Origin of the sequence: Janthinobacterium sp. HH102 (assembly GCF_001758625.2) — a bacterium.
Lineage (GTDB): Bacteria > Pseudomonadota > Gammaproteobacteria > Burkholderiales > Burkholderiaceae_D > Janthinobacterium.
The window spans coordinates 1,142,167-1,158,920 of the sequence record NZ_CP062062.1; the positions used below are offsets into that span (position 1 = coordinate 1,142,167).

Consider the following 16,754-nt stretch of genomic DNA (forward strand, 5'->3'; position numbering starts at 1 on the left):
AGGCAAACGGGCGGCGGCGCGGCGACAAGATAGTACGAGGCGGTTGCGGGCCAGCAGGATCAGCTGACGGAGTGTGCCCGCCGGGTAGGGCAGGCAGAAGGTGGCAATCGCCTGAATCACCGGGTCTAAAATTATACGGCATCAGGCTGCTTTGGTTTTAAGCAAAAGCGGCCGTTCGCCTCGCGGCAGGCTTGCTTGCAACAGATCGGCTTGCGCCGCGCCTGATTCTGAAATGACATTCCTGAAAATCTTACTCAAAGTGTTAATTCTTCCGCCAAAATTGCCAGGAAGATATGTCCTCCAGGCTGTGGAAAAATTCCCACATTCTTGGCGCCATAGCAGCCTGTTTTTAATGGATTGTATGGCAATAGCTGCAAAGGAAAATAATTTTGATTCAAGGCCATGTAGGTGGGGGCGAATAATTCTTAGATAAATATTTCCAGACGAATACTTTATTATTATCAAAACCAATTGAATCAAAAGCATTAATAGTTGTCTTTGGGAATCGAATTAACCGATAATATGGGTTCTTCGAAATCACATTCTCACCAAAAGTCACCAATATGTCACATTTCTCTCGTGTCCTCCCCGGCATCGCGCTGCACCAACATGGTTGCCATCCATGAAAAACCATCTGCTTGTTGCATTGTTTCTTGTGCTGGGCCTGTCCGCTTGCGGCGGTGGCGGCGGTGGTGACACGGCGGTGGCGACCACGTCGGGCAATCCTGCCGTGGTTCCTGCCGTAACGGCCGTCTCGGCGGCGAATGTCGCCGTGGGCGGCAGGCTGGTGGTGACGGGCACGAATCTGAGCCGCGTGACGGCTTTCCAGGTAGGCGGCGTGAACGTTGCCGCCAGTGCCAGCAGCGACACCAGCGTGACCCTGGCCATGCCGGGCACCCCTGTGACGGGCGCCTTGAGCCTCGTCAGCGCCAGCGGCACGGCGACCACCAGTTATAACGTCAATGTGTACTTGCCGCTGAGCGTGAGCAGCATCGCGCCCGCGACGGGCGGCGTCGGTTCCAGCGTGACGATCGCGGGCGGCGGCATGGGCGCCGTGACGGCGGTGCAGTTCGGCAGTGGCGCGGCGGCAACGCCGCAAAGCCAGACAGCCGGCAGCGTGACGGTAGTGGTGCCTGCGGGCGCAGCGACAGGCGCGCTGACGGTGCGCGGTCCGTACAACGATGTGATCAGCAGCGACACGTACACGGTCCTGGCCAGCGTGGCAGTGACGTCGATCACGTCGGTCGTCAACGGCGCGACCTTGTCGGTGACGCTGCAGGGCAGCAATCTGGACCAGGTCAGCTCGGCAACGGTGGGCAGTACGCCAGCCGTCATCGTCAGCGCCAGTAGCAGCCAGCTGCTGCTGTCTGCGCCAGCGTCGGCAACGGGCAACGTGATGCTGTCGGCCGCTTCGCGCATCGCCGTGAATGCGGGCACGGTGTCGGCCTTTACCTTGGGCAGCATTGATTTCGCGCAGGTACTGAACTTGAATTCCAGCGATGCCGCCTTGCGCTTGACGCGCGGCAAGCCGGCCGCCGTGCGCGTCTCCGTGCTGGCCACGCAAACAGGCCAGACCAGCCCGGCCGTGATCTTGAATGCGACGGCCGCCAATGGCGGCAACCTGGGCAGCATCACCATGAGCGGCCCATCGGTCTTGCCGACGGTGAAAAGCGATTACAGTTTCAACGGCAATTTCAGCGCCGTCCTGCCTGCTGGCTGGATCTTGCCCGGCGTGCGCGTGCGCGTGACGGCAGTGGGCAATGACGGCGTGCAAGTGAGCCAGGAAGCGGCGCCCGTGGTGGGCAGCGCAGCGAAAATTCACATGGTGCTGGTACCGCTGAGCACCGATGATGGTGTGGCGCAATTGCCGGACGCCGAGGTGATCCGTGCTGCACTGACGCGCGTGTATCCGTATGCGGCGGAAAATATCAGCATCACCACGCGCACGGCGCTGAGCATGCCAGGCAGCAGCACGGCCGACAGCTGGTGGAGCGATGCCTTGGACAAGCTGGACAACAAGCGTGCACTGGAAGATAGTGGCGCCTATTATTATGGTTTCGTGCCGAGAATGTCTTCCACGCGCACCGCCGGCCTGGCCTACATCAACCCGACGGGCAGCAGCAATGCCTTCACGGCGGCCATCGGCCTCGATGCCAGGTTCAACAGCATTGCCTCCGTCGATCCCTTTGGTAATAACTGGCCTGAATGGCTGACCACGCTTGTGCATGAGCTTGGCCATAACCACTCGCTGCAGCACGTCGCCTGCGGCGGTCCAGCCAGTGCGGCCACCGACTACCCGTATCCGAATGGCGAACTGGGCCCGCAACCGCTGTACAACAGCGACTATGCGGGCAGCATTGGCCAGTTGAGCAAGGCCGTGTATGGCGCTACGCCGATGAAGGACGTGATGAGCTATTGCAGCGGTGCCTGGTTCTCCGACTACAGCTATGTGCGGGTACAGCAATTCCTGGAAAGACGCAGCACGCAGGTGACGGGCAGCAATGTGCTGGCCGCCAGCATGTCCGTGGCCGAGAACGGCTATCTGACCATTTCCGGCCGCATCACGCCGGCCGGTGTGGGGCTGCGTCCCGCCGTTGCCTCGTCTGCGCGCATCGGCCCCGCTGCCGGCGGCAGCGGCCATGCATATACCCTGCGCGTGCTGACGGCGTCGGGACAGACTATCGACTTGCCTTTTGATGGCGTTTCCGTGGCTGATCATGGCGGCAACGCCATGAGTCATTTCCGCGTCAGCTTCGCCAACCCGGGCGACATCAGCGACGTGCAAGTGCTGCAAAATGGCAAGGCTCTAGCCAAGCTGGAGCGCTCTGCGCGCCGCAGCAGGGCCGCCGCCAACGATGCCACGTTCGATGCGACACAAAGTGGCGGCAAGCTGGCGCTGGTCTGGAATGCCGATGCGGAACCCTACGCCGCCGTGCTGCACGTGGCCGCCGATGGCCGCAAGACGGTGGTCGCCAGTGACTTGACGGGTGGCAAAGCCAGCGTCGACGTCAGCGCCTTGCCGGCCGGCGGCCGTTTCGAGGTCAGCCTGTCGTCGTCCGTGGGCGCACGCCTGATGAGGGTGCAGCGCCGCTAAGCCAGCGGGCTCGATGCAACGAGGGCTTGCCGCGGCAAGCCCTTTTTTTGTGTGTGGAATATGCACAGATCCTGTACCTGGCGAGGGCTGCCGTTTTACCTCCCGCCTGCCTAGAATGGGACTTCATCCACTTGCGGAGCATCCCATGCCCATTCTGAACCTGCGTTTGTCCACCACGCCCGATGCGCGCCAGTCGGCCGCCATCGCCGCCACCTTGAGCGCCTTGACGGCACAGTTGCTGCGCAAGGCGCCCGAACTGACGTCGGTGGCGATCAGCCATCTTGACGCGGCGCACTGGTTTGTCGGCGGGCCATCCCTGCAGGTGCAGGGCAAGGCCAGCTTTTTCCTCGATATCCTGATCAGCGATGAAACGAATACGGCGGCGGAAAAGGCCGCGTATATCGCCGCCGTGTTCGCCGCCATGCATGAGCATCTCGGCGCCTTGCATGACGTCAGCTACATCCACGTGCACGACGCGCGCCAGGCGGCCTGGGGCTACGGCGGCTTGACGCAGCAGTTCCGCGCCGTGCGCAAGGCGCTGCAGCCGGCCTGATCAATCCCAGCGGTGATTTTGATAGTGTTGCACGGCAAAATCGACGAAGACCCTGACCTTCGGCGACAGCTGGCGGCTGTGCGGATACAGCGCGTACAAGGTGCGTGGGCGCAAGGTGTAGCCGGGCAAGACTTCCACCAGCTGGCCGCTGCGCAGCGCCTCGCGCACGATGAAGTCGGCCGCGCCGGCAATGCCCATGCCGCCCACGGCAGCCTCGCGCAGGGCTACGCTGGTATTGGCTTGCAGGCTGCCGCGCACGGCCACCTTGTGCACGGCACCGCCCGCATCCGTGAACGACCACTCGGCCGGCTTCTCGCCGGAGCTGTACATCAGGCAATCGTGCTGTGCCAGGTCTTGCGGCGTGGCCGGATGGCCATGGCGGGCCAGGTAGGCGGGCGAGGCGACGGCCAAGGTGCGGCTGCTGCCCAGCTGGCGCGCCACCAGGGTGGAGTCGGGCAAGCCGCGCGCCAGGCGCAGCGCCACGTCGAAGCCATCGTCGATCAGGTCGACGATGCGGTCATTGCAGACGAGATCGATGTGGAGGTGCGGGTAGTGGCGCGTAAAGTCGGGCAGCCAGGCGGCCAGTTCCAGGGTGCCGAAGGCCATCGGCGCATTGATGCGCAGGCTGCCGGACGGCTGCGCCTGGTGCATGGCGACGGCGCGGTCGGCCGCATTGAGGGCGTCGAGGATGTCGCGGCTGGCCAGATAGTATTCCTGGCCGGCGGCCGTCAGGGCGAAGCGGCGCGTGGTGCGGTTGAGCAATTGGGCGCCCAGCTGGCTTTCCAGCTGGCGGATCTGGCGCGACACGATGGAGTGGGAAATGCCGAGCGCGGCGCCGGCGGCCGTGAAACTGCCCAGTTCCACGACGCGGCGCAAGGCGCGCAGGGCGGTCAGCTGGTCCATGGGCGCTTGCCGCCGGTATCGATGGCTTAATTAAACGAAACGCTTGCCTTCGAGGGGGAAGCCCTTGATGAACTCGGCTGCGGGCAGGCGCTTGCCGCCCGGTTTTTGCAGTTCCGTCAGGCGCAGCGAGCCATTGCCGCAGGCCACGACGATGCCGTGCTGGGCGTCGGCCGCCAGCACCTGGCCCGGCGCTTCCTTGCTGTCCGCGTCGAGTACCTCGGCGGCCCATATCTTGATGGTGACGCCATCGACCTGGCCGCAGGCGCCGGGAAACGGATTGAAGGCGCGGATTTTCAGGCCCAGTTCCAGCGCCGGCAAGCTGAAATCGAGCGCCGCTTCTTCCTTGGCGATCTTTGCCGCATAGGTGACGCCCGCTTCCGGCTGCGGCACCGCTTCCAGCGGCTGCTGCTGCATCTTGCGCAGGGTCTCGACGATCATCTTGCCGCCCAGTTTGGCCAATTTGTCGTGCAGGGTGGCGGTGGAGTCGCCCGCCTCGATGGGCGTGCGCTCGATGGCCAGCATGGGACCCGTATCGAGGCCTTCTTCCATCTGCATGATGGTCACGCCCGTTTCATCGTCGCCTGCCTCGATGGCGCGGTGGATCGGCGCGGCGCCGCGCCAGCGCGGCAGCAATGAACCGTGGATATTGATGCAGGGTTTGATGTCGAGCGTGCTGCGCGGCAAGATCAAGCCGTAGGCCGCCACCACCATCACATCGTAATCGGTGGCCAGCAGGCGCTCGTGGGCCGCTTTTGCCTCGGCGGCGCGCTGCGGGTCCTTGCTGTCCATGCGCAAGGACAGCGGTTGCAGCACCTCGATGCCGTGCTGCTGCGCGTACTGCTTGACGGCCGAGGCGTGCAGCTGCATGCCGCGTCCGGCAGGACGGTCGGGCTGGGTCAGCACCAGCGGAATCTCGAATCCCGCTTCGTGCAAGTCTTTCAGGGCCGTGGCGGCGAATTCAGGCGTGCCTGCGAAGATCACTTTCATAGCGTTCCTTGACGTGAGGTGCGCAGGCCCGGGCCGGAGGCGCCAGGCTGGCGTGGTGTTACGACTATTGTTGCTTAGTCTATCAGCAGCGGCTTAGAAACGACGGTTCTGTGCGCGCAAGCTCGCTTCGCGCTCGAGACCGCGGATTTCCTTGATCATCTTGGTCTTGATGCGGTTGCGCTTGAGCGGCGACAGGTATTCGACGAATACCTTGCCCAGCAAGTGATCCATCTCATGCTGGATGCAGACGGCCAGCAAGCCATCGGCTTCCAGCTCGTACTGCTTGCCGTGGCGGTCCAGGGCGCGCACCTTGATGCGGGCCGGACGCTCGACGCCGTCATACACGCCGGGCACGGACAGACAGCCTTCGTCGTAGACCTGCTTTTCTTCGCTGGCCCAGGTGATTTCCGGGTTGATGAATACTTGCAGCTGGTTTTTTTCTTCGGTGGTGTCGATCACCATCATCTGGATATGCTCGTCCACTTGCGACGCGGCCAGGCCGACGCCCGGGGCGTCGTACATGGTTTCGGCCATGTCGTCGATCAGGGTTTGCAGGCGTGCGTCAAATTCGGTGACGGGCTTGGCGATCGTGTGCAGGCGAGGATCGGGGTAACGCAGGATATTTAATATGGACATACGGATTCGACTGGTTAAGGTGGGCGCCGGTGCGCCGGATTATTCATGCCTGGGCCATGCGAACGATGGCAGGGCTATTTTATTTTTGAGTACGCTACGGTTGGGCGCGTGTGGCGCAACGGCGCGGCAGATGCGTTTGCCAGTGCGCTATTCGTTTGCTGCAAAGGGAAATTTTATCACAGACGCCCATGGCCCTGTGGACGGCGGGCCGTTTTGCGGCGTCATTGCACGCATCCTTGCGCGCGTCGGTATCGCGTGCGCGCCATGGCGCTAGCATGGGATGCCACAGTACATAACGAGGTTGTCATGCATGCACTTGCAACGATGGCGGACACGGCCACGGAACTGGCGGGCTGGCTGCGCCTCCAGCATCTGCCCGGTGTGGGGCCGGTGGCGGCGCGCGCCTTGCTGGCCCGCTTCGGCTTGCCGCCGCAAATCTTTGCCACGCCGTTCGACATCCTGCGCGAGGTGGTGCCGGCCAGCGTGGCGCGCGCCATCGTGCAGCCGCCCAAGCCGGTGGCCAACAGCCAGCTGGCGCTGACCCTGCAATGGCTGCAGCGGCCCGGCAATACCGTGCTGACCCTGGCCGATGCCGCGTATCCGCCCCTGCTGCTGGAAATCGCCGATCCGCCGCTGTTGTTATATGTGCGGGGACGGGCGGAACTGCTGTCGCGTCCGGGCGTGGCCATCATCGGCAGCCGCAATGCCAGCGCGCAAGGCATGCAGAACGCGGCCGCCTTTGCGCAAGCGCTGAGCGCGGCAGGCTTGACCATCATTTCAGGGCTGGCGCTCGGCATCGACACGCACGCGCACGAGGGCGGCTTGCGCGGCGCGGGCGCCACCGTCGCCGTGATCGGCACGGGCGCCGATTTGGTGTATCCACGCCGCAACGTTGATCTGGCGCAAAGAATTGCCGAACAGGGCTGCATCGTCAGCGAGTACGCGCTAGGGCTGCCTGCAATGCCGGGGAATTTTCCGCGCCGCAACCGCCTGATCAGCGGCCTGGCGCGCGGCGTGCTGGTGATCGAGGCGGCGGCCCAGTCGGGTTCCCTGATCACGGCGCGCCTGGCGGGCGAGCAGGGGCGCGACGTGTATGCCTTGCCCGGCTCCATCCATGCGACTTTGGCCAAGGGTTGCCATGCACTCATCAAGCAGGGTGCCAAGCTGGTCGAATCGGCCGATGACGTGCTGCAAGAGCTGCAGTGGCTGGGCGGCGTCCCCGGAGTGCCGGCCGCGGTGGAGGACGAACCGCCGCTGCTGGCCGCGCTGGGCCACGATCCCCACGACGCCGATACCCTGGCCGCGCGCAGCGGCCTGGCCATGGGCGCGCTGATGGGGCAATTGCTGGCGCTGGAGCTGGCGGGCCTGGTGGAACGCTTGCCGGGAGGACTGTTTCAACGCTGCAAATGACAGCTTGTCACTTGTGTGGCGGCCTTGCCGCACGGGCGCGCTTTGTCTGCGCGCACCCTTGTGTCTTAGCGAGCTTAGCTGCTAGAGTAGAGCCATGTTCGATATCCTGGTGTACCTCTACGAGACTTACTATCGCCCCGATGCCTGCCCCGAGCCGGCAGTCCTGGCGCGCAAACTGTCGGCCGTCGGTTTCGACGACGTGGAGATTTCCGAAGCGCTCGTGTGGCTGACGGACTTGAACGCCATGGCCGGCGCCGAACAAACCCTGACGGCCAGTTCCACGGGCACGCGCTTCTACGTGCAGCAGGAAAGCGACGTGCTGGGCACGGCCGCCATCGGCTTCATCCAGTTCCTGGAAAGCGCCAAGGTGCTGTCGCCGCTGCAGCGCGAAATCGTCATCGAACGGGCGCTGGCGCTCGACGAGGCGCCCGTGTCGCTGGGCAAGCTGAAAGTCATCGTGCTGATGCTGTTGTGGAGCCAGGGCAAGGAACCGGACGCCTTGATGTTCGACGATTTATTCGTCGACGACGAAGACCTGCCTCCCCGCCTGCTACACTAATATAATACAGCGCTTGCTGGCTGCTCCTCCAGCCGTCGGCCTGACACCCCGGCGCCGCTGCCGCGCCATCCCCTTTAAGATGCACAGCACCGGCGCGCACGCCAGTCCATTGTGTTTGCGCCTGCGCATTCTTGCTTGCAGATAACTTGCCGAATTCTTCAATAGGCGCTTATCATTGGCCGCTTGACAAGACCACAAGTCACAAGGCCTTGCGCAGACAAAAGCGTCGGCGCCTGGCAATGCACTGTATGATGCGCATGCTGAAACTATCCTAGAGCATTTTTCGAGACCAAAAAATATGACAAAAACCCTCATCATCGCCGAGAAGCCTTCTGTCGCGAACGATATCGCGAAGACGCTTGGCGGCTTCACCAAGCACGATGAGTACTTTGAATCGGATGAATACGTCCTGTCGTCGGCGGTCGGCCACTTGCTGGAGATCGCCGTACCGGAAGAATTCGACGTGAAGCGCGGCAAATGGAGTTTCGCGCACTTGCCGATGATTCCACCGTATTTCGCGCTCAATCCCATCCCGAAGACGGAAGCGCGCCTCAAAGTATTAAACAAGCTGATCAAACGTAAAGACGTTTCCACCCTCATCAACGCATGCGATGCGGGGCGCGAAGGCGAGCTGATTTTCCGTCTGATCGCGCAAAACGCCAAGGCCAAGCAACCGGTCAAGCGCCTGTGGCTGCAGTCGATGACGCCGGGTGCCATCCGCGACGGTTTTGCGCACCTGCGCAGCGACGAAGAAATGCTGCCGCTGGCCGACGCGGCCCGCTGCCGTTCGGAAGCCGATTGGTTGATCGGCATCAATGGCACGCGCGCCATGACAGCGTTTAATTCGAAAGAAGGCGGTTTTTACCTGACCACCGTGGGCCGCGTGCAAACGCCGACCCTGTCCATCGTCGTCGAACGCGAAGACAAGATCAAGAAATTCGTGCCGCGCGACTTCTGGGAAGTGCGCGCCGAATTCGTCTGCGCGGCCGGCATCTATGAAGGCCGCTGGCTCGACACGAAGTTCAAGAAGGACGAGAACGACCCCGAGAAGCGCGCAGAGCGCCTGTGGAGCAAGACGGCTGCCGACTCGATCGCCACCGCCTGCCGCGGCCGCCAAGGCATCGTCACGGAAGAATCGAAACCGACCACCTCGATGGCGCCGGGCCTGTTCGACCTGACCAGTCTGCAGCGCGAAGCGAACTCGCGTTTCGGCTTCTCCGCCAAGAATACCCTGGGCCTGGCACAGGCGCTGTATGAAAAGCACAAGGTCTTGACGTATCCGCGTACCGATTCGCGTCACCTGCCGGAAGACTACATGCCGACCGTGCTGCAGGCGCTGGAAACGGTCAAGGAAAACAGCAACTACCACCAGTTCGCCAAGCAGATCATCGACAAGGGCTGGGTCAAGCCGAACAAGCGCATCTTCGACAACACGAAAATCTCGGATCACTTCGCGATCATCCCGACGACGATCGCGCCAAAGAATTTGTCCGAGCCGGAACAGAAGTTGTACGACCTGGTCACGCGCCGCTTCATGGCCGTGTTCTTCCCGCCTGCGGAATTCCAGGTCACCACGCGCTATACGGAAGTGTCCGGCCATCAGTTCAAGACTGAAGGCAAGGTCATGACCAATCCGGGCTGGCTGGCCATCTACGGCAAGGAAGCGTCGACGGACGCCGACAAGGAAAGCAATGGCAACGGCAACCTGGTGCCCGTCGCCAAGGGCGAGAAAGTGCAGACGGAAAGCGTCAGCGCCAACGGCCTGGTGACGAAACCGCCCGCGCGCTTCACGGAAGCGACCTTGCTGTCGGCCATGGAAGGCGCCGGCAAGCTGATCGACGACGACGAGCTGCGCGACGCGATGGCCGGCAAGGGTCTTGGCACCCCGGCGACGCGCGCGGCCACCATCGAGGGCTTGCTGACGGAACGCTACCTGATCCGCGAAGGTCGCGAACTGATCCCGACGGCCAAGGCATCGCAGCTGATGACTTTGCTCAAAGGCCTGGGCGTCAATGAATTGACGGCGCCTGAGCTGACGGGCGAGTGGGAATACAAGCTGTCGCAGATGGAAAAAGGCAAGATTTCGCGTGAAGAATTCATGCGCGAAATCGCGCAGATGACGCAAATCATCGTCAAACGCGCCAAGGAATACGACAACGACACGATTCCCGGCGACTACGCGACCCTGGAAACGCCATGCCCGAATTGCGGCGGCGTGGTGAAGGAAAACTACCGCCGTTTCGCCTGCACCAAGTGCGAATTCTCGATGAGCAAGACGCCGGGTTCGCGCCAGTTTGAAATCGCCGAAGTGGAGCAATTGCTGAAGGACCGCACCATCGGCCCGCTGCAAGGCTTCCGCTCGAAGATGGGCCGTCCGTTCGCCGCCATCCTGCGCATCGTGCGTGATGAAGAGATCAAGAATTTCAAGCTGGAATTCGATTTCGGCCAGAACGACGAGAGCGAAGATGGCGAAGGCGTCGATTTCACGGGCCAGACGCCCGTGGGACCGTGCCCCAAGTGCAATGCCGGCGTGTACGAAATGGGCCTGGCCTATGTGTGCGAACACAGCGTAGCCAAGCCGAAGACGTGCGATTTCCGCAGCGGTCGCATCATCTTGCAGCAGGAAATCTTGCCGGAACAAATGGCAAAACTGCTCAACGATGGCAAGACGGACTTGCTGCCGGGCTTCGTATCGCAGCGCACGCGCCGTCCGTTCAAGGCTTTCCTCGTGCGCGGCAAGGATGGCAAGGTGAGCTTCGAGTTTGAAGAGCGCAAGGCCAAGCCGGGTGCGAAGACAAAGGCTGCCGAGGTCGAAGGCGAAGAAGGCGCGGCGCCAGCGAAGAAAACGGCCGTCAAGAAAGCGGCAGCCGTCAAAAAGGCACCGGCCAAGAAGGCCACGGCCGTGAAAAAGCCGGCCGCCAAGAAGGCGCCGGCGAAGAAGGCGGCAACGGCCGAGTAATCGGACGCCATCCAGACAAAAGCCAGGGATTTCCCTGGCTTTTTTTATGTCCCGAGGCTGGCTTAGTCCAGGTAGTCGGAGTACTCGCGCTGCGCGTAATTCTGCAGATTCGCCCACGGCTGCGCCTTGCTGACGGTCGGCTGCAGCTTGACGTCGACCCGGCGATAGAAGGTATTCGCGCGGTCGCCGCTTTCGATGATCAGGGGAATCTGCTTTTGTTCATCCCACAGGATGCGCTGGAACACGCCGTTCTTTTCCACTTCGCGCCAGCGCGCACCCGTCACGTTCGATGCCTGTTTCGACAGGGGCATGGCGGCCACCAGTTTCGGGTCCAGCAGATAAAAACTGTTTTCCCAGGAACCGTCGAAATTGACGTTTTCGTACTCGGCCTTGGGAATCGAGACGACGATCTTGTCGTGCGCATCGATGTATTCCACGCGCACGGTGTTCTTTTCCAGCATCACGTGGCGCGGAATCAGCACGGGATTGAAATGCTTGTGTTCATGCTGCGTGGCCGCAGTCGACGTTTTCAGGGTCACCTTGGTGTTGTCGCCATGCTTGTGGCCCGCATGCGCGTCCGTCGACGGCGCCAGCACGCGCTCGACCCACACGTGGCCGGGGCGGCGCAGCATCTTTTCTTCGTAGCGGCTTTCGCGCGTCACGCCTTCCGGCGTCAGGACGCGGCTGTAATAGGTGATGCCCAGGTCCAGGTCGGCAGGAGCAGCAGCGGTGGGGGCGGCTTGGGCGCTGGCGGCAAAGCCGGCGGCGAGGAGGACGGCGATCAGGGACGATTTCATGGTGGTGCCTTTACGTGCAGAGGGGCGGAGGGCATACGCCATCCGCCCCGGTGGGGTTACCGTGTTGATGTGGATCAGAAGCCGAAGGCCGCCTTCAGCAAATCAAACACCTTGGTGTTGTCCAGGGTGCCCTTGAAGGTCTTCGCGCCGGCGCCCGTGGCCAGCAGCTTGACGTCGCCGCCGCCATGGGTTTCGCTGGCCAGGCGCACGCCTGTTTCTTGCAGATAGTTGTCTTTCAGCGCCGTGGCGCTGTCGACGTTGCTGCGCAAGTCAGGGCGGTTCGGGCCATTGCCGAATACCAAAGTGGTGTAGGTGTTGCCATCGGCATCCTTGCTTGGCTGGTTATCCTTGTAGCCGCGGTTGATGTCGAGGATATTGTTGCCGCGCTTGCCGTAGCCGTTGAAGGCCAGCGTGTGGTCATGGTCGGCCGTGACGACGATCAGGGTATTGGCCAGGGTCGGGTCGGTTTCCTTGATCTTGGCGATGGCCGCCTTGATGGCGTCGTCGAAGGCGATGGTGTCCGTCAGCGCGCGCTTGGCATTGATGCCGTGCAAGGCGTGGTCGATGCGGCCGCCTTCGACCATCAGGAAGTAGCCTTTCGTGTTTTTCGACAGCAAGTCGATGGCTTTCAGCGTCATTTCCGACAGGCTAGGCTGGGTCGCGCCTTCGCCCAGCGGCGGCGTGGCCGTGCGGTCCAGTTCATATTCGAGGTGGCTGCGGGTGCTGTACAGGCCGATGAATTTCTTGCCGCTCGGCGCGGCCGCCATTTCCGCTTTCGTCGCGGCCACGGTGTAGCCCTTGGCGGCAAATTCCGTCAGCAGGTTGCGGCCATCGGCGCGGCCGTACTTGTTGCTCGTCGACCAAGGCGTGAAGTGGTTGCGGCCGCCACCCATCAGCACGTCGACGCCATCGCCGAGGGCTGCGTTGTAGCCGGCGCCGCCTGGCGCCGTTTGCGCGGCGATCGCGTATTGCGCATTGCGGTTGCAGATGTGCGAGAACGTCGTCGCCGGCGTGGCGTGCGTCAGTTCCGTGGTGGTGATGGCGCCCACGGCCTTGCCCTTGGCTTTCGCCAGTTCCAGGATGGTCGGCACGGTCTTGCCGCCGGCCGGGCAATTGTCCACGCCCAAGTTGCCGTTGGCATCGCGGCCGGGTTCCTTGGCGATCGTGTCCTGCGCCATCGAGATGACTTCATTGTTCATCTTGACGCCGGTCATGTAGGCGGCCATCGATGGCGCGCTGTCCGTCGTTTGCGCATCGTTCGAGAACGTCTTGATGCGCGCCGTGCGTTCCAGCGTATCCATGGTCAGGCTGCCGTCTTCGCCGTATTTGTAGATGCGCGACGCCGTCACGACGGACGGGCCCATGCCGTCGCCGAGGAAGAAGATGACGTTCTTCGCGTCGGCGGCGTAGGCGCTGGCGACGCTGGCGGCCACGAGCGTGGTCAGCAAGGAGAGTTTCAGGGCGGGTTTCAATGCGAGTTTCATGTGCTTGTCCAATTCTTGTCTCTTGGGGATTACAGACCGCCGGCGGTCTTGACCAGGCCGAATACTTTGGTGTTGTCGATGGTGCCCAGGAAGGTTTCCGAACCCTTGCCGATGGCGCCCAGGAAGACGTCGGTGCCGCCGTGGGTCTCGTTGCCTGCCGTGGTGCGGATCACCGCTTCCTGGTGGTAGGTATTGGCGCTGGTGACGGTTTCATCGAGGCTGGCCATGGCGGCGCGGCTCGATTGCGTGCGGTTTTCGCCATTGCCGAAGCCGATGATCGAATACGGTGCGCCGTCCAGGTCTTTCTCGACCGCGCCGGTGACGTAGTTCTTCACCACGCCCAGCACGCCAGGGTTGCCGGCAGCCGTCTTGCCCGTGCGCTTGGCGTAGCCGTTCAGCACCAGGGTATGGTCATGGTCGGCCGTGACGACGATCAGGGTATTGGCCAGGGTCGGATCGGTGAGCTTGGCTTTTTCGATGGCGGCCTTGATGGCGTTGTCGAACGCGACCGTGTCTTGCAGCGCTTTCTTGGCCGTCGTTTCGTGCAGCGCATGGTCGATGCGGCCGCCTTCGACCATCAGGAAGTAACCCTTCTTGTTCTTGGCCAGCACGTCCATGGCTTTGGTGGTCATTTCCGCCAAGCTAGGCTCCTTGGCCGCATCGCGGTCCAGGTCGTAGCTCATGTGGCTGGAAGTGAACACGCCGAACAGGCGGTCCGTTTTGGCCGGATCGACGGCCTTGAAGTCGGTGGCGTTGTTGGCGACCGTGTAGCTCTTCGCTTTCAGTTCGGCCACCAGGTCGCGGTCGTCGGAACGCTTGCCGCCGCTCTTGAATGGCGTAAAGAATTGCGCTCCGCCACCGAGGACCACTTCCAGGCCGGTGGTGCCCAGTGCGCTGTTGTAGCCCGTGCCGCCCGGCACCAGGGCCGCGGCGATATCGTTTTCCAGGTCGCGGTGGCAGATGTGCGCGTAGGTCGCGGCCGGCGTGGCGTGCGTCACGCGCGCCGTGCTGACGACGCCGGCGGCAAAGCCCTTGGCCTTGGCCAGTTCCAGCAAGGTGGTGGCGGGCGTGCCGTTGCCGGTGCCGCATTTGTTGACCAGCTTGTTGCCGTTCGCATCCGTGCCCGGATCGATGGCGACCGTGTTGGCCGACATCGAGATGACTTCATTGTTCATCTTGACGCCGGTCATGTAGGCGGCCATCGATGGCGCGCTGTCGGTCACTTGCGCGTCGTTCGAGAACGTCTTGACGAAGGCCGTTTCCGGCAGGGTGTCCATGGTCAGCGAACCGTCTTCGCCCACCGAATAGATGCGCGCGGCCGTCATGGTGGTCAGGCCCATGCCATCGCCGAGGAAGAAAATGACGTTTTTCGGCGGCGCTTCAGCCACTACCTCTTCTTTTTTTGCATCGCTGCCGCAGGCGGCCAGCATCAGGGTGATGGCGACGCTGCAGCCAGCGACGGAAATTTTTCTGCGTGTCATGTGGTTCATCCGGCTAGGTTTGAAAGAGCTAGCAAGATAGCAATCCAATGTGACACCCTCATGACGCTGTGACATGTTTTGTGACGGCGCCACACCGCCGCAGCGGCGTGGCTTTCGAGTACGTCTACGCCGGAAAAATACGCCGTACCGTGCCCGACATCGGTAGATTGCATCGAAATAAGCAACAAACTATTGCGTTTTAACGGGTTTTTCTACCGAATCAAGCAACGTAAGATGCCGTCATCCCAATCATTTTGTGAAGGCAGATCATGTTCTCCAAATCCATCAGCAGCGTTCTTGTTTCCACCCTGTTTGCCGCCGGCGCCGCCTCGGCCGCCGCCAGCGCCCCCTTGACCCTGGAAGTCTTCAACCCGGGCGAAGCGGCGATTTTCCCCGTCGCTTCCGTGCTGGTGGCGGGCAAGCATGACGCCGTGCTGATCGATGCGCAGTTTTCGCGCGCCGAAGCGCAAAAGCTGGTGGAGAAGATCCGCGCCAGCGGCAAGAAACTGACGACCGTGTACATCAGCCACAGCGACCCCGATTTTTACTTTGGCCTCGATGTGATCAAGGCAGCTTTCCCGAAGGCAAAGATCGTCGCCACGCCGGAAACCGTGGCCGAGATCCGCCGCAAGGCTGACGCCAAGGTCGCCTACTGGGGGCCTATCCTGAAAGACAATGCGCCGCACGCCATCGTCATTCCCGAAGCCTTGAAAGGCAAGCGCATCAGCCTGGAAGGCCAGTCGCTCGATATCGCCGGCCCGACGCCAGCGCGCACCTATGTGTGGATTCCATCGATCAAGGCCGTCGTCGGCGGCGTGGTGCTGTTTGGTAACTTGCACGTCTGGACGGCCGATACGCAAAGCCTGGAATCGCGCCAGGACTGGCTCAAGACCCTCGACGGCATCGCGGCGCTGCAGCCCGTCACCGTCGTGCCCGGCCACTTCAAGGTCGGTTCGCCCCTGACGCCCGACAGCATCGGTTTTACGCGCGACTACCTGGTGACGTTCGAAGCGGAAACGGCCAAGGCCGCCAATTCGGCCGCCCTGATCGCCGCCATGAAACAGCACTACCCGCAACTCGGCCTGGATGGCGCGCTGGAAACGAGCGCCAAGGTGGCCAAGGGTGAAATGAAATGGTAAGCGGCAAGGCCGGCATGCCCACATTGCACTACATTTTCGACCCCCTGTGCGGCTGGTGCTACGGCGCGGCGCCGCTGGTCGAGGCGGCGCGCGCCGTGCCCGGCCTGACGGTGGCCTTCCACGGCGGCGGCATGATGACGGGCAGCAATCGCCGCCAGATCACGCCCGCCTGGCGCGGCTATGTGCTGCCGCACGACCGGCGCATCGAGCAATTGTCGGGCCAGCCTTTCGGCGACGCCTATATCAATGACTTGCTGAACGATACGACGGCCATGATGGATTCCGAACCGCCGATCACGGCCATCCTGGCGGCTGAATCGCTGGCCGGCAAGGGCCTGGACATGCTGCAGCGCGTGCAGCGCGCCCATTACATGGACGGCTTGCGCATCGCCGACGTGCCCGTGCTGGTGTCCTTGGCGCAAGAGCTGGGCATGGACGGGGCCGCATTCGGGGCGGAATATGCCCGGCAGGCGGGCGCTGCCACGCAACAGCACATCGACGCCAGCCGGGCCTTGCTGGCGCAGGTGGGCGGGCAGGGCTTTCCCACGTTCGTGCTCGACGATGGCAGCGGCAAGCTGTCCGTGATCGATATCGGCGGCTTCCTGGGCCAGCCTGCGAAGTTGCAGGCGGAACTGGGCGGCGTGTGCGACGCTCACGGCTGTGCATTGTAAATAGCTATCGGTTCGATAAAATCAATTAGCTTTTCCTTTGTTGTTGACCTCGTTACACTAGGTTTCATCAGTCAACAACGA

Annotated in this window: 14 protein-coding genes; 7 read left to right on the forward strand and 7 right to left on the reverse strand. The window is 62.5% G+C overall.

What is annotated here, in order from left to right; genetic code table 11:
- Nucleotides 1–141 precede the first annotated feature (141 nt).
- Nucleotides 142–486: a hypothetical protein gene (locus JAB4_RS05185; RefSeq protein ID WP_139143694.1), complete on the reverse strand. Its 345-nt coding sequence runs from the start codon at nucleotides 484–486 to the stop codon at nucleotides 142–144.
- Between the two features lie 136 nt (nucleotides 487–622).
- On the opposite strand from JAB4_RS05185, the gene JAB4_RS05190 reads away from it, so the two are divergent.
- Nucleotides 623–3,094 (forward strand): IPT/TIG domain-containing protein, encoded by a 2,472-nt coding sequence (locus JAB4_RS05190; RefSeq protein ID WP_139143695.1) that lies wholly within the window; start codon nucleotides 623–625, stop codon nucleotides 3,092–3,094.
- Between the two features lie 145 nt (nucleotides 3,095–3,239).
- Entirely contained in the window at nucleotides 3,240–3,647 is a 408-nt protein-coding gene (locus tag JAB4_RS05195) for a 4-oxalocrotonate tautomerase family protein (protein WP_070222746.1), read from the forward strand.
- On the opposite strand, the gene JAB4_RS05200 is transcribed toward JAB4_RS05195, so the two are convergent.
- The 3 genes from JAB4_RS05200 to def form a co-directional block, all read right to left on the reverse strand.
- Nucleotides 3,648–4,550: a LysR family transcriptional regulator gene (locus tag JAB4_RS05200; RefSeq protein WP_070222744.1), complete on the reverse strand. Its 903-nt coding sequence runs from the start codon at nucleotides 4,548–4,550 to the stop codon at nucleotides 3,648–3,650. It abuts the gene before it with no gap.
- Between the two features lie 30 nt (nucleotides 4,551–4,580).
- Nucleotides 4,581–5,537 carry a methionyl-tRNA formyltransferase gene (gene fmt / locus JAB4_RS05205; RefSeq protein WP_070222742.1) on the reverse strand — a complete coding sequence of 319 codons (957 nt, stop codon included), beginning with the start codon at nucleotides 5,535–5,537 and terminating at the stop codon, nucleotides 4,581–4,583.
- Between the two features lie 93 nt (nucleotides 5,538–5,630).
- The gene (gene def / locus JAB4_RS05210) at nucleotides 5,631–6,173 is read right to left on the reverse strand and encodes a peptide deformylase (RefSeq protein WP_034749294.1); all 543 of its coding nucleotides are present in this window, start codon (nucleotides 6,171–6,173) and stop codon (nucleotides 5,631–5,633) included.
- Nucleotides 6,174–6,479: 306 nt separating this feature from the next.
- Between def and dprA the strand changes: the two genes are divergently transcribed.
- From dprA to JAB4_RS05225, 3 genes are all read left to right on the forward strand, one after another.
- A complete protein-coding gene (gene dprA, locus JAB4_RS05215; RefSeq protein WP_070222740.1) occupies nucleotides 6,480–7,583 on the forward strand; it encodes a DNA-processing protein DprA in 1,104 nt (367 codons plus the stop codon).
- Between the two features lie 94 nt (nucleotides 7,584–7,677).
- Nucleotides 7,678–8,142, forward strand: coding sequence for a DUF494 domain-containing protein (locus JAB4_RS05220; protein WP_070222738.1), 465 nt, complete (start codon nucleotides 7,678–7,680; stop codon nucleotides 8,140–8,142).
- A gap of 298 nt (nucleotides 8,143–8,440) precedes the next feature.
- Nucleotides 8,441–11,101: a DNA topoisomerase III gene (locus JAB4_RS05225; RefSeq protein WP_070222736.1), complete on the forward strand. Its 2,661-nt coding sequence runs from the start codon at nucleotides 8,441–8,443 to the stop codon at nucleotides 11,099–11,101.
- Nucleotides 11,102–11,163: 62 nt separating this feature from the next.
- Here JAB4_RS05225 and JAB4_RS05230 read toward each other — a convergent pair whose 3' ends face one another.
- The 3 genes from JAB4_RS05230 to JAB4_RS05240 all read right to left on the reverse strand — a co-directional run bounded on the left by JAB4_RS05230 (nucleotide 11,164) and on the right by JAB4_RS05240 (nucleotide 14,812).
- A complete protein-coding gene (locus JAB4_RS05230) occupies nucleotides 11,164–11,898 on the reverse strand; it encodes a hypothetical protein (RefSeq protein WP_070222734.1) in 735 nt (244 codons plus the stop codon).
- A 74-nt stretch (nucleotides 11,899–11,972) separates the two neighbouring features.
- On the reverse strand, nucleotides 11,973–13,382 hold the full coding sequence (locus JAB4_RS05235) for an alkaline phosphatase (protein ID WP_071650234.1): 1,410 nt from the start codon (nucleotides 13,380–13,382) through the stop codon (nucleotides 11,973–11,975).
- 29 nt (nucleotides 13,383–13,411) lie between these two features.
- A complete protein-coding gene (locus JAB4_RS05240) occupies nucleotides 13,412–14,812 on the reverse strand; it encodes an alkaline phosphatase (RefSeq protein ID WP_070222870.1) in 1,401 nt (466 codons plus the stop codon).
- A gap of 320 nt (nucleotides 14,813–15,132) precedes the next feature.
- Here JAB4_RS05240 and JAB4_RS05245 point away from each other — a divergent pair, with 320 nt between their 5' ends.
- Together JAB4_RS05245 and JAB4_RS05250 are read left to right on the forward strand one after the other, a co-directional pair.
- Nucleotides 15,133–16,002: an MBL fold metallo-hydrolase gene (locus tag JAB4_RS05245; protein WP_070222732.1), complete on the forward strand. Its 870-nt coding sequence runs from the start codon at nucleotides 15,133–15,135 to the stop codon at nucleotides 16,000–16,002.
- A 14-nt stretch (nucleotides 16,003–16,016) separates the two neighbouring features.
- Nucleotides 16,017–16,673 carry a DsbA family protein gene (locus tag JAB4_RS05250; protein ID WP_070222868.1) on the forward strand — a complete coding sequence of 219 codons (657 nt, stop codon included), beginning with the start codon at nucleotides 16,017–16,019 and terminating at the stop codon, nucleotides 16,671–16,673.
- The last annotated feature ends 81 nt before the right edge of the window (nucleotides 16,674–16,754 follow it).